The organism is Pedobacter jeongneungensis, assembly GCF_039538295.1.
GTDB classification, from domain to species: domain Bacteria; phylum Bacteroidota; class Bacteroidia; order Sphingobacteriales; family Sphingobacteriaceae; genus Pedobacter; species Pedobacter jeongneungensis.
In genome coordinates this window covers 222,782-236,412 of record NZ_BAABBY010000007.1, presented here as the reverse complement: position 1 = coordinate 236,412, position 13,631 = coordinate 222,782, and the positions used below count along the sequence as shown (strand labels likewise).

Genomic DNA, 13,631 nt, shown 5'->3' with positions numbered 1-13,631 from the left:
AACCAATTCAAACAATTAACCAGTTAACCCCAAGGGTTATTTCTTCTCAGCAGTATATTTATCGCTGAATTTTTTATCTAATTGTTTGTGCAGGTTATCCAGGTTGATGTCTCTTCCCTGAATAAAAGCCTGTTCTACTTTATTGGTGCGCATATCCAAAGCATCGCCGGCAGAGATAAAAAATGTTGCATCTTTGCCCGTTTCAATACTTCCGGTGGTTTTATCAACACCCATCGCTTTTGCTGCGTTTAGGGTAATGGTTGATAATGCTTTTTCTTTATCCAGTCCCCAGGCTGTAACCGTACCGGCCATAAAAGGCAGGTTGCGTTGTTGCCAGTAACCATCAATACTCAGCACGACGTTTAAACCCGCATTGGCCAATACCGCGGCATTTTTATAGGGCATGTTTACATCATCATCATTGTTATTCGGCAAAGCATGAGGCTGTTTCACCACCAAAGTAATGTTGTTGTCTTTAAGGAAATCGATTACCAGATAAGCTTCATCTGCGCCTGTAATTACCGGGGTAATGCCGAATTTCTTAGCGAAATTAACGGCCGCAACGATATCCTTCTGACTATCGGCCGCAATAAATAATTTCTCATTACCGGCGAATACCTTTTTCATCGCTTCGAAACGGGTATTAATTACCTCAGGTTTGCTGATTTCTGAATAAGCCTTCGCCTCGGCAAAGAAAGAAGTTAACTGCGCAATGGCAGCCTGTGTTCTTTCGGCCAAAGCCTCGGGCGATGCCTGCTGACGGCCGAAACCACCAAAACCGCCCCTGAAACGCGGGATAACCGGCCAGGTAACATGCATGGCATCATCTGTTTTAATTGCTGCATCTTCCCAGTTCCAGGCATCGAGCTGAACCACTGATGAACTGCCCGAAACGGTGCCGCCCTGTGGGGTTGGCTGTGCCATTAATACGCCATTGCTGCGTAATGTAGCCGGAACTTTCGAATCGGTATTGTAAGCCACGATAGAACGGATATGCGAATTAAAATCGCCTATTTCCTGAAAATCCAACGTGGCTTTTACCGCTTCAATTTCTGTTAAACCCAGGTTGGTGGTTGCCGCAATAAAACCCGGATAAATGTGTTTGCCTGTGGCTACAATGCGCACTACATCATCCTGTGGTACCTGCCCGTTGGCCGTAACCGAAATAATTTTACCGTTGCCAAAAAGAATGGTTCCGTTTTCAATCACGGTTCCGTTGCCCACATGTACCGTTGCACCTGTAATGGCAATGGTTTTACTCTGTTTTTTAGCTGGCGAAATGTTTGCCTGTGCAAAACACAGCAAGCTTGTTGCCGATAAAGCCAGACTTAAAATATATCTTTTAGTGTGCATGTTCTTTCTCGTTTAATTCTGCTGAATAGTTTTCTAAAGTTTCGCAATTGTACAGGCGCGGGGCATCACCCATCGGGCGTTGCATGCGGCCACCTTTGCTTTTGCTCTCTAACATTTTTTGGATTAAACGGGCTTTCTCTACCTGTTGTGCTTTGATAATTTGAGCATCTTTATCGATATCCCAGTAAGCCACACCATCTACAAATGTTTTCTCAGCCCTGGCATAAATAGAAAGCGGATTAGCTGTCCAGATCACCACATCGGCATCTTTACCTGCCTTTAAACTGCCCACTTTATCATCAATGTGCAGCATCCTGGCGGGATTAAGCGTTACAAACTTCAAAGCGTCTTCTTCCGGAACGTTACCGTATAAAACTGATTTTCCGGCTTCCTGGTTTAGGTGACGGGCCATTTCAGCATCATCGGAGTTGAAAGCAGTGGTAATGCCCACATTATGCATAATTTTCCCGTTGTAAGGGATCGCCTCGGCAACTTCGTTTTTATAAGCCCACCAATCAGAGAAGGTAGAACCTGCAATGCCATGTGCTTTCATTTTATCGGCTACTTTATAACCTTCTAAAATGTGTGTAAAGGTGTTGATTTTGAAGCCTAAGCTATCGGCAACATGGATCAACATGTTGATCTCGCTTTGTACATAAGAGTGGCAGGTAATGAAACGTTTGTTGTTCAAAATTTCTACAATGGCATCCAGTTCAAGGTCTTTACGTACACTGTTACCTTTTACCGATAATGCTTTTTGGTATTCTTTTGCCCGGGTAAATTCATCAACAAAGGTTTGCTCAACCCCCATACGTGTAACCGGGAAACGGGCGCCCGTACCGAAGTTACTTTGTTTAACATTTTCACCCAATGCAAATTTGATGAAACCATCGGCACCAGCAAATTTCAACTCTTCGGGCGATTTACCCCAACGTAATTTGATCAGTTGCGACTGTCCGCCGATTGGGTTAGCCGAACCGTGTAAAATATGTGAAGTGGTAACCCCACCCGCCAGCTGACGGTAAATATTTACATCTTCGGAGTTGATGATATCGGCCACACGTACCTCGGCCGAAACCGATTGTGCCCCCTCGTTAATACCACCAGCACCTGCAATGTGCGAGTGTTCGTCAATAATTCCCGCCGTAATGTGTTTACCCGTAGCATCGATTACTTTTGCACCGCTTGCCGAAAGGTTTTTGCCAACGGCTTTGATCTTTCCGTTTTCTAAAAGTACATCAGCATTTTGAAGGATGCCGTCTTTCTCGTTCGTCCAAACCGTACCGTTTTTAATCAGCACCGTTTCCTGTTTAGGCAATTCGGTACTGCCAAAGGCAGAGAAAGGATAAATTACCGGACCCATGGCTAAAGCAGCTTTAGGTTCGTCTTTTTTAGGTGTTTCTTTTGCTGCTTCTTTGTAGATAGCTGTAAATTTTCCGGTGCTACCATCAGCCAAAGCCGATTCTCCTTTAATGGTTACCGGATTTGCCGAAGTAATGTAACCGCTTAAACGGACATCGCCCTTAGGTTTTTTCTTTAAGTTGAAATTAACGCTAATCCAATCGCCGTTTCGGGTAAAAGTAGCGGTTGTTTTTACGCTATCGGCACCACTTCTTTCAATCGCAGCGGTTGATCCGCCACTGGTACCGGTAATTTTTAAGGTGAGGGCACCAACACCGTCAACGTTTAAATTATAAGTGCCGCGTACATCGCTCACATCCATTTTGTTGACCACAAAACGTTTGCCTTGCACCCAGTTTTCAAAAATGATGTTCCCGTTTTTGAACAGATTATCCGAAGAGATCAAAAAGTTGGCAACTTTTCCTTTTTCCAGCGAGCCTACCTTATCGCTGATGCCTAATAATGAGGCAGGGATTTCTGTAACCGATTGTAAAGCTTGTTTTTCGGTTAAACCGTTTTCTATAGCCGTGCGGATATTGGTCCAGAAATCGCGGCTGTTCTCTAATCCGAAAGCTGTTAAGGCAAATTTAACGCCTGCTTTTTCCAGACTGGCCGGATTGGTTGGCGCCAGCTCCCAGCCTTTCATCTGCGATAAACTAACGTTCCTGGCTTCTGCAGGATCTTCTACATCATAAGCTTTAGGGAAAGTTAAAGGAATAATCAAGCTTGCACCTGTTGCCTTAACTTCGTTGATGCGTTGGTATTCATCACCTGTTGATTTGATGATGTATTTCTTGCCGAATTCTTTACCTATTTTATCGGCACGGAGGATGTTCTGCCATCCATCAACCTCAAAAATTTGTGGCATGGTTTGTTGTTTACCAAATTCATCAAGCGAGATATTGTACTCCTCTTTTTGTTTACCATACCATTGTGCATCGTAATAGGTTTGGCGCAACAAAGCAATCGAACCCATTAACGAAGTAGGATAATCGTTTGATGATGTTCCCTTGTTAAACGAATAATTTGCTGCGGTCTGGTCTTTCAAAATCACACTGTTATCTGCACCCTCATTTAAGGTTACCGCTGCCGAAACACCACGGGCAATGCCATCGCGGCTAATTACATTTACGCTTCCGAAACCCACTTTACGCAGTTCGTCAGCTTTTTTGCTGTCGGTAGAAAAAATGTTTTTCACATAAGTTTCCGGTCTGATCGATTCGTTCCATCCATAAGCACCTTTTTTGGTTGATACGAAAATAGACTGGCGCTGACCGCCAAAACCACGTTGCTGTGCTGGCGCCTCTGCAAGACCATAGCTGGTAAATGCGTCAATTAAGGAAGGATAAACAAATTTTCCTTTTAAATCGATCACGACATAACCTTTTGGTACGGCTAAACCGGCGCCAACGCCCTGTATGGTTTGTCCTTTAATTAAAAGTGTTGCATTGGTAAGGGTTTGATTGGCATTAACTACTATTGTTGCATTGGTGAAGGCAAACATTCCGGGTCGGGTATCAAAAGAGCCATTAACCGGGAAGGTAGTTTGCTGTGCAAACAGAAATGTAGTAGAAATTACCAGCCCAATGGCGAGTAAAATTTTCTTCATAATAAGTTTAGGGTTTAATTTGTTTAAAACTAATATAAATTAGCCTTCATTTGGTTGAATATCCTATTTTTTACAATTAATGTCTATTTTTGACTAAACATATTTGATAAAAATGTACAACATCTTAAAATCTGCGCACTCCGGATGGCGCTACATCGTATTAATTCTATTGGTTATTGCGGTAATCAATGCTTTATCGGGCTGGTTGGGTAATAAAACTTACACAGAAGGTAACCGCAAACTGAATGTATTTACACTGATTAGTGTACATATTCAATTTTTGATCGGGTTGGTGCTGTATTTCCTGAGTCCTTTAACAAAATTACCAATGAGCGATGCCATTGGTCGTTATTTTAAGGCCGAGCATACCTCGATGATGATTATTGCCATCATTTTGATTACCGTAGGTAATGCTAAATCGAAAAAAGTAACCGAAGCCGTAGCAAAACACCGAACCATTGCCGTTTTCTTCAGCTTAGCGTTAATCCTGATTATCGTGGCCATTTTGTTAATGGTTAAAGATGTTCCCGGAAGATCTTTTTTTGGGGTTTCTTAACAGGATATTTCTGGTGAATTAAATATAGAATCCTGCTTTAACCGAGCGGGATTTTTTCGTTGCTGTCATGCTGAATGCAATGAAGCATCTGAAAGCGAAGGATCACAGGCTTTAAAGGATCCCTCGCTACGCTCAGGATGACACGGGAATTAAGGCTCATGATTTCAGACTTCCGACTCCGGACTAAACTTATTTTCATAAATATTTCGCTTTTTCAAAATTCTTTATATTTTTGTGGCTCATGATCAACAATATACATACATGGCTTTGGCAAAGTAATTCGAAAACGGATTGCGCTGGCTGCGTATGAAAAAAATATAGTTTATCAACCTAAACCTTATTAAAGAACCATTAAAGCCCGGCGTAGAACCACACGCCGGGCTTTTTATTGTTAAAAAAACACGGAAATGCAAACCTTAAGCCCTATAGCTTACACCATTTACCTTTATCATGTATAAAATAAATACGACTTACAAAAAAATGCTTGCCGATACCACTACACCAGTGAGCATTTATTTACGTTTACGGGATGTGTACCCCAACAGCATCTTACTCGAAAGTTCTGATTACCACAGCAGGGAAAACTCAATGAGTTTCGTTTGTGCCGATCCTGTTGCCGGAATTATCTTAAAGGGATCGCGGCTGGAAACCTATTTCCCTGATGTAGCGGTAGAAATTACCGAAAGCAAAAACCTGATTGATGAAATAGCGGATTTTAAAGATAAATTTAAAGAAACCGAATTACCTGAAATCAAGTTTATTTCGAGCGGATTGTTCGGTTACTTCACCTGGAACGCCGTACAGCATTTTGAAGATATTAAATTTACTTCCGAAACACCCGAAGGCGAAGAGATTCCGGAAATGCAGTACCATTTGTACCGCTACATCATCGCTATCGATCACTTTAAAAACGAAATTACCCTTTTCAAAAATACTTTCGAAGGCGAAGAAGAAGGCGGACTGGAAAAAATGGAATACCTGATCCAGAATAAAAATTATCCTGAATATAAATTCCAGACAAGAGGACAGGAATCGTCTAATTTAACCGATCAGGGTTTTATGGATCTGGTATCGAAATTACAGAAGCACATTTATCGTGGTGATGTGTTTCAGATTGTACCTTCGCGGGCATTTAAGCAAGCTTTTTCTGGTGATGAATTTAATGTATATCGCTGTTTACGTTCCATCAACCCTTCACCTTATCTGTTTTATTTCGATTACGGGAACTTTAAGCTTTTTGGTTCTTCGCCGGAAGCGCAGATTACCATCAAAAATAATTCAGCCAATATCTTCCCGATCGCCGGAACCTTTAAACGTAGCGGAAACGATATCGAAGATGCCGAACAGGCCCGCAAACTGGAGCAGGACCCTAAAGAAAGTGCGGAACACGTTATGCTTGTCGACCTGGCCAGGAACGATTTAAGCAGGCACTGTAACCGTGTTGAGGTGAAATCTTTTAAAGAGGTACAATATTATTCGCACCTCATCCACCTGGTAAGCAAAGTAAGCGGACACCTGCAGGAAAATGTAAGCGCTTTTAAGGTAGTTGCCGATACCTATCCGGCAGGTACTTTGAGTGGTGCACCAAAATATAAAGCCATGCAGCTGATTGACGAAAACGAAAAGCTGGGTAGAAATTTTTATGCCGGCGCGATTGGTTTTATGGGTTTTAACGAAGATTTTAACCACGCCATTATGATCAGGACCTTTATGAGCAAAAATAACGAACTGCATTACCGTGCAGGGGCCGGTATTGTTGCCGATTCGGTACCCGAAACCGAAATGCAGGAGGTAAACAATAAAATTGCCGCACTGCGTAAAGCGGTAGAGATGGCCGAAGGAATTTAGGTTGATGTAAGATGGAAAATGTGAAATGGATGATGTAAATAAAGATATATAATGGAAGATATAAATAAAAAAACCGTATTGGTTATCGATAACTACGACAGTTTTACCTACAATTTGGTGCATTTAATTAACGAAGTTGGTTATGAGGCCGAAGTTTGGAGAAACGACAAGTTCGATTTAGCCGATGTAGATAAATACGATAAAATTTTGCTTTCACCAGGACCTGGCATTCCTGAAGAAGCAGGCTTGTTATTGGATGTCATCAGAACTTACGCGCCAACCAAGAGTATTTTTGGGGTATGTTTAGGTCAGCAGGCCATTGCCGAAGTTTTTGGTGGCACATTACTAAACTTAGGCAGGCCAATGCACGGAATTGCCACACCGGTAACGGTGGTAGATGGCGATGAACCTTTGTTTTGGGAATGTCCGCAAACCATAAATGTTGGTCGTTACCACAGTTGGGTGGTGAGTAAAGAGAACTTTCCTTCGTGTTTAAAAATCACAGCAAGAGATCACAAAAGTGAAATTATGGCGTTAAGACACGAAACATTGGATGTGCGGGGTGTGCAGTTCCACCCCGAAAGCGTACTTACTGAGTACGGCAAGCAGATGATGGAAAATTGGTTGACTGCTTAACCCCCTAGCCCCCTTAAGGGGGGACTAAATGCTGTTAACAAGAATTAAATTAAAATTAATCTATGCAAAATAACATGAACGATGGAACGAAAAAGTCCCCTTCAGGGGATTTAGGGGCGAATATTTTAGATAAAATCGTATTACGTAAAAAAGAAGAAATCGCGGCAGCGAAAGCACTCGTTTCTATCAATGATTTAGAGCATTCGGTGCATTTTAAAAGAACGCCTTATATTTTTAAAGATTTCTTACTGGCTAGCGATCGTACCGGTATTATTGCTGAGTTTAAACGTCGCTCGCCTTCAAAAGGTTTAATTAATGGCATTGCTGATGTTGCGGAAGTTACACAGGCCTACAATGCAGCAGGTGCATCTGCACTTTCGGTACTGACGGATGTAGATTTCTTTGGCGGTAAAACCGACGATATTTTGGCTGCGAGGGCTGCAAACAACATCCCGATCCTAAGAAAAGATTTTATGATCGACGAATACCAGATCTTGGAAGCCAAAGCCTGGGGCGCTGATATTATTCTGTTGATTGCGTCGATATTAACCCCGCAGCAAATCAACGATTTTGGGAAATTTGCAAAAGATTTGGGCTTAAATGTACTTTTAGAAGTACATAACCTCGAAGAGCTGGAACGGAGTATCTCTCCAAACCTCGATGCCATTGGGGTAAACAACAGAAACCTGGCCGATTTTACCGTTAATATCCAAACCTCTTTCGATCTGGTGAATAAAATCCCTGATGAGTTTTTAAAAATCTCGGAAAGTGCAATTAGTAATCCGCAGACCATTAAGGAACTAAAAGCTGCGGGCTTTAACGGGTTTTTAATCGGCGAAAATTTTATGAAGACCGATAATCCGGGAGCTTCTATTAAGGAATTTGTAGCGCAGATTTAGCCTTATAAAACCTTCTAGGTCTCAAAGACCTATAAGGTTTGAAAGGTCGTTCGCAAATTTCGTATCTTTGTACCAATTACATGGGAAAACAAAAATTATATGATACTGCCGTTGTGCAGGAACGGGCAATTTTAGTTGGTGTGGTTACACCTGGCGAAAAAGAAGCCCAAACAAAAGAATATTTAGATGAGCTGGCCTTTTTGGTTGATACAGCTGGCGGGAAGGTTGAAAAGGTTTTTACACAGAAAATGTTAAAGCCAGAGCGTGCTACATTTGTGGGTACAGGTAAGCTCGAAGAAATTAAAGCCTACGTAAAATCAGAAGAAATTGATGTGGTGGTTTTTGATGACGAGCTATCGCCATCGCAACTGCGCAACATCGATCGCGAGCTTGGTGTGAAAGTATTGGACAGAAGTAATCTGATCCTCGATATTTTTGCGAACAGGGCCCAAACGGCACAGGCAAAAACTCAGGTAGAGCTGGCACAATTACAATATGTTTTACCCCGCTTAACGGGTATGTGGACGCACCTTGAACGCCAGAAAGGTGGTATCGGGATGCGCGGACCGGGTGAAACCCAGATTGAGAGTGACAGGCGTATTATTTTAAATAAAATTTCGCTGTTAAAAGAGCGTTTAAGAAATATCGACCGTCAGAACGAAACACAGCGTAAAAACCGCGGTCAGCTGATCAGGGTGGCTTTGGTTGGTTACACCAACGTGGGGAAATCCACCATTATGAACATGCTTTCCAAATCGGAAGTGTTTGCTGAAAATAAGTTATTTGCAACCCTGGATACGACTGTTCGCAAGGTAGTGATCGAAAATTTACCTTTCCTGCTTTCTGATACTGTTGGATTTATCCGCAAACTGCCTCACCATTTGGTAGAATGTTTTAAATCTACTTTAGATGAGGTACGCGAAGCCGATTTACTGATCCACGTGGTAGATGTGTCGCATCCTAACTTCGAAGATCAGATTAACACGGTTAACGAAACGCTGAAAGATATTGGCGCGATTGATAAAGACATGATTTTGGTTTTTAACAAAATTGATGCCTACGTTTCGCCAGAGGTTGACAGTGAAGAAGATGATGGAAAGCTTACTTTAGAAGACTTTAAGAAAAGCTGGATGAGTCATGATAAAGTGCCGGTATTGTTTATTTCGGCTACCCAAAAAGAGAACTTAGAAGAGTTTAAAACGTTATTGTACGATAAGGTTAAAGCTGCGCACGTGGCGAGATACCCGTATGATAGTAATTTGTTATATTAGATAAAATCCGTCATTGCGGTGCAAAAATAAACCTCGCAGGTTTTTAAAACCTACGAGGTTTCATCGTAAAGGCGATAATTATAAACATTATGGAAAGTAAACGTCAGCAGAAATTTGCAGGAGTATTACAAGAGGAGTTGGCACAGGTTTTTCAGCGCGAGGGTGCTGCATTTTTGCCAAATACATTGGTCACCATTACGCGTGTTAGGGTTTCGCCCGATTTAGCCGTGGCTAAGGTGTACCTGAGCTTTTTTAATACCAATAATACCACACTTTCTATCAATACCGTAAATGCACATTCGGGCGAGATCAGGTATAAACTGGGCAGCCGTATCCGCCATCAGGTAAGGGTGGTGCCAGAGCTTACTTTCTTTGTAGATGATACCAATGAATACGTAGAGCGTATGGATCATCTTTTTGATAAGATTGCAAAAGAACCAAGGCAAAAAGACGAAGACAGCGAATAATTTTTTGTGAGGAAACTAAGGGAACCCGTTAATTTCTTCACACACTTTATCCCGGCATTGATTGCGGTTCCGGCAGGATATGTATTGCTTCAGAAGTGCCATACACCGATCGAATTTACCGCAGCCTGGATTTACAGTATAGGTACTTTTATCCTTTTTGGGGTAAGCGCCATGTATCATGGTTATCCGGCTAGCGATTATGGCGTTCGTTTTTGGCAGAAATTTGATCACTGCTGCATTTATTTGATGATAGCAGGTTCTTACACACCAACAGCCTTATTGGTTTTTGATGGCTGGTTGCGCTGGAGTTTATTCGCCATTGTCTGGATTATCGCTATTGTAGGCTGTTTGCTCAAAATCTTTAATCGATTAAAAAGTACAGCCATATCATTGTCTATCTATATATTAATGGGTTGCCTGATTGTGCCTTTGCTACAGAAAATGCTGGTTACTTTACCTGTCGGTGCAATTTTCTGGCTGCTTTTAGGAGGCATTTTCTATATTGGCGGAACCTATTATTATGCGAAAGATAAACAACTTTCCAGATGGATGCACAGCCACGAGTTGTGGCACCTGTTTGTAATTGGAGGGGCATTGTCACACTATATTTATAACTTCGTTTATATCTTTAAATAATTGCAGATGCAAACTTTCGATCAGGTTATTCAATCCAATGCATCATTCATCCAAAAAGTTGTCGATTTTGATGTAAAATACGATCGGCTTTTGGCTTTAGATTTTACTGTGGCCAATACTGAATTAACAGACGAAATTCTGGATGATACGGATCTGTTTTCGGATTGGGTAAATAAAAAACTTACAGAAAATAATGCCCGTTACGGCATTGGCGGTTACAACGAGCACCGCACCATTTATTCGCGCAGTGCACATTTTGATACCGGAGAAGAACCGCGAAGGTTACATTTAGGCGTAGATATCTGGGGACCAGCAGGAACACCGGTCTACAATTTTTACGATGCCACTGTTCAAAGTTTTGCAAATAACAACAACTTTGGCGATTATGGCGCTACCATCATTCTAACTTACGAAATAGACGGTTTTAAATTTAATGCCTTATACGGGCATTTAAGTCTTTCCTCATTAAACGGACTTGAGGAAGGTAAATTTATCCCTGGTGGAACTAAAATAGCCGAGCTAGGAGCTAAAGAAGAAAATGGCTACTGGCCGCCACATCTTCATTTTCAATTGATCGAAAATATGGATGGATTAAAAGGCGATTACCCAGGTGTATGCAGGTTTAGCGAAAGGGAAAAATACCTGGCCAACTGCCCCGATCCGAATTTAATTTTGAAAGCTACTTTTTTGTAACCGCAAAGATCCTGTGACTCCGCTCAGGATGACAAACCGCCTGAGCTTATCTGTGTTTTCCGTGCCTCCGGTGCAAAATTTTAAACCATTGGGAAGATATAAGCCTTTAAATTAGCCTCGCAACATCGTCATCTCGAGCGGAGTGCAACGTAGTCGAGAGATCTTATTGAAGCAGATCTCTCCATTCCGCTGCGCTTCAGTCGAGATGACGGTCTGAATTTAACTGGCTGATTAAACCTTCTTTTCTCCACTAAAAACTTTGCGTTTTCTGCGCTAAACTGCTTTAGTCTTTCAGCCTTATGCTTTCAGCTTTTTTTAGTAAATTAGTACAATGAAAAACCTGTTCATCCTTTGTTTAATTTTCTGCTGTTCGCTGGCGATGGGCCAGGTTCAGTTTAAATCGGGTAAAAATGGTTTTGTCAATTTTTTGAGAGAAAATACCGTTTATCCCCGCTTTTCTAAAGATAATTGTGTTCAGGGAACGGTAAATGTAAGTTTTAAGCTTGATGAACAGGGAAAGGTTTATTTTTCAAAAATAACCAAAGGCATATTATCTGACCTCGATGAAGAAGCATTACGTTTGGTTCGGTTGAGTAGTGGCAAATGGCAGGTTCCGGCGGGTTATGATACCACTGTTTCGATTATAGCTCCGGTTAATTTTGTACTTTCAGGATATAATTGTGAGGGAAAATCGAGCGAAGAAATGCAGGAGGCCATCCGGAGTTATCAGGCGGAAGAGGCTTTGACTAATTCGGTCATTAATTTTTATAAAAATATCGATCAGGCTAAACCCGGACAGGAAGTTCAGATTATTGCCATTAAAAATCAACTGGGCATTGATGATGAATATTTAGATGACCGGATAAAAATGGGTTTGAAAAAAATTAAGCAGGGCGATAAACAGGGTGCCTGCGAAGATTTTATCTTTGTTAAATATATGGGCAGTAAAAAAGCTGATGATTATTTGGCCAAATACTGTAAGTAGAATAAATTAATGAAAAACACCACTCGATTTTTTGCCTTGCTGGATATCATTAGCATTGCCTTGCTGGCCAAACAATTTTGGCAGATTTTAACACATTTAAATGAAATTCCAGATCAGATACTATCGCAGGCTAAAGTAATTTTACTGTTGCCCCTATTTGTGTCGCTTTTTATTTCTGCACTGGGTTTAATTCTGTTCAAAAAATTCGGTTTTATCACCTATTACATTCAGTTTCCCTTCCGTTTAGTGGTTTGGGTATTTTCCATTGGTTTTATTATGTATTTGCCCGAAATTTTAAGCCTAGGCGATCGCTGGTTTGATATCCTATTCCGCGTATGTTTCATAGCCGAATTTTTCAGGTTATATTTTACAATCAGGATTCACCGTGCCTCATTCTGATTGGCCAGGTAAAACCACGGTTATGGCAGCCGGTAAAATTTTTGCCTCAACGGTATTTACTTTGCCAATATATTCTCCATCTACCTGGAAATGCGCCTGATGTTTAGAAGAAATTTTCACCTCAGCTGTTTGAAAAACTTCAATTTTTTTGGGGTTAAAAGGCAATTTTGTGATCCATATCTTTAATATTTCGAGGTAGGAATAATCTTTTACCAGCACCACTTCAAAAAGTTCATCGTCCAGTTTCCCATCGGGGTTTATCTTTAATCCCGAGCCATACATGGTTGCATTGGCTATGGCTACCATGGCCGCTTTCGAAGTAACCGTTTCATCTTTAAGTTTCAGTTGCACTTCCATGCGGCGATGGTTCCACAGGGCGTGCCAGGTAGCCTTTGCATAGCCCCACATGCCGCGCTCTGGCAGGGTATCAAATTTCTTTACCAGATAGGCGTTAAAACCCAGGTCGGATAAATGGATACAGATTTCATCGTTCAGTTTAACCACATGAATTTTTTGCAACCGGCCTTCATCCAAAAGTGCCAAAGCCTCTTCAATATCAGTAGGTATGCCCAATTCTTTCGCCATTCCATTGGCCGATCCTGCCGGGATAATCCCGATAGGCGTTTCGGTATTCAATAAACATTCGGCTACAAGCTTTAATGTTCCGTCGCCGCCAACTGCCACCACGCGGTCGGCTTTCGAACTGGTAATTTTTGCCTTTATCTTTTCTAAAGAGCAGTCTTTTGGCAATTCGAACAGATCAACTTCAGTATTTTTTGCATCGAAATGTGCAGAAATTACTTCCTTTAAGTTTATATCGTGACTTCCAGAGCCCGGATTGATGATGAACAGTAATTTCATTTTGGTTACCTTATGTT

At 41.5% G+C, this 13,631-nt stretch carries 13 protein-coding genes; 10 read left to right on the top strand and 3 right to left on the bottom strand.

The window, feature by feature from the left end:
- Window positions 1–36: 36 nt before the first annotated feature.
- Both ABD769_RS15260 and ABD769_RS15255 read right to left on the bottom strand, forming a co-directional pair.
- Window positions 37–1,353, bottom strand: coding sequence for an amidohydrolase family protein (locus ABD769_RS15260; RefSeq protein WP_344852263.1), 1,317 nt, complete (start codon window positions 1,351–1,353; stop codon window positions 37–39).
- Window positions 1,343–4,363 carry an amidohydrolase family protein gene (locus ABD769_RS15255; protein ID WP_344852262.1) on the bottom strand — a complete coding sequence of 1,007 codons (3,021 nt, stop codon included), beginning with the start codon at window positions 4,361–4,363 and terminating at the stop codon, window positions 1,343–1,345. Before ABD769_RS15255 ends, ABD769_RS15260 begins: the two co-directional genes overlap by 11 nt.
- Window positions 4,364–4,475: 112 nt before the next feature.
- Between ABD769_RS15255 and ABD769_RS15250 the strand changes: the two genes are divergently transcribed.
- From ABD769_RS15250 to ABD769_RS15205, 10 genes are all read left to right on the top strand, one after another.
- Window positions 4,476–4,919 carry a cytochrome B gene (locus tag ABD769_RS15250; RefSeq protein WP_344852261.1) on the top strand — a complete coding sequence of 148 codons (444 nt, stop codon included), beginning with the start codon at window positions 4,476–4,478 and terminating at the stop codon, window positions 4,917–4,919.
- A 450-nt stretch (window positions 4,920–5,369) separates the two neighbouring features.
- Window positions 5,370–6,767, top strand: coding sequence for an anthranilate synthase component I family protein (locus tag ABD769_RS15245; protein WP_344852260.1), 1,398 nt, complete (start codon window positions 5,370–5,372; stop codon window positions 6,765–6,767).
- Between the two features lie 51 nt (window positions 6,768–6,818).
- Window positions 6,819–7,403, top strand: coding sequence for an anthranilate synthase component II (locus tag ABD769_RS15240; RefSeq protein ID WP_187592650.1), 585 nt, complete (start codon window positions 6,819–6,821; stop codon window positions 7,401–7,403).
- Window positions 7,404–7,465: 62 nt separating this feature from the next.
- Window positions 7,466–8,302 (top strand): indole-3-glycerol phosphate synthase TrpC, encoded by an 837-nt coding sequence (gene trpC, locus ABD769_RS15235; RefSeq protein ID WP_344852259.1) that lies wholly within the window; start codon window positions 7,466–7,468, stop codon window positions 8,300–8,302.
- Between the two features lie 80 nt (window positions 8,303–8,382).
- Complete coding sequence (gene hflX / locus ABD769_RS15230; protein WP_344852258.1) at window positions 8,383–9,573, top strand: GTPase HflX; 1,191 nt, start codon at window positions 8,383–8,385, stop codon at window positions 9,571–9,573.
- Between the two features lie 89 nt (window positions 9,574–9,662).
- On the top strand, window positions 9,663–10,040 hold the full coding sequence (gene rbfA, locus ABD769_RS15225) for a 30S ribosome-binding factor RbfA (protein ID WP_029274533.1): 378 nt from the start codon (window positions 9,663–9,665) through the stop codon (window positions 10,038–10,040).
- Between the two features lie 6 nt (window positions 10,041–10,046).
- Window positions 10,047–10,676 (top strand): PAQR family membrane homeostasis protein TrhA, encoded by a 630-nt coding sequence (gene trhA / locus ABD769_RS15220; RefSeq protein ID WP_344852257.1) that lies wholly within the window; start codon window positions 10,047–10,049, stop codon window positions 10,674–10,676.
- 6 nt (window positions 10,677–10,682) lie between these two features.
- A complete protein-coding gene (locus ABD769_RS15215) occupies window positions 10,683–11,369 on the top strand; it encodes a peptidoglycan DD-metalloendopeptidase family protein (protein ID WP_344852256.1) in 687 nt (228 codons plus the stop codon).
- Between the two features lie 331 nt (window positions 11,370–11,700).
- Window positions 11,701–12,354 (top strand): TonB family protein, encoded by a 654-nt coding sequence (locus ABD769_RS15210; protein WP_344852255.1) that lies wholly within the window; start codon window positions 11,701–11,703, stop codon window positions 12,352–12,354.
- A gap of 9 nt (window positions 12,355–12,363) precedes the next feature.
- Window positions 12,364–12,753 carry a hypothetical protein gene (locus tag ABD769_RS15205; protein WP_344852254.1) on the top strand — a complete coding sequence of 130 codons (390 nt, stop codon included), beginning with the start codon at window positions 12,364–12,366 and terminating at the stop codon, window positions 12,751–12,753.
- On the opposite strand, the gene ABD769_RS15200 is transcribed toward ABD769_RS15205, so the two are convergent.
- Window positions 12,745–13,614, bottom strand: coding sequence for a diacylglycerol/lipid kinase family protein (locus ABD769_RS15200; protein ID WP_344852253.1), 870 nt, complete (start codon window positions 13,612–13,614; stop codon window positions 12,745–12,747). The two genes, ABD769_RS15205 and ABD769_RS15200, sit on opposite strands and share 9 nt — an antisense overlap.
- Window positions 13,615–13,631: the final 17 nt, after the last annotated feature.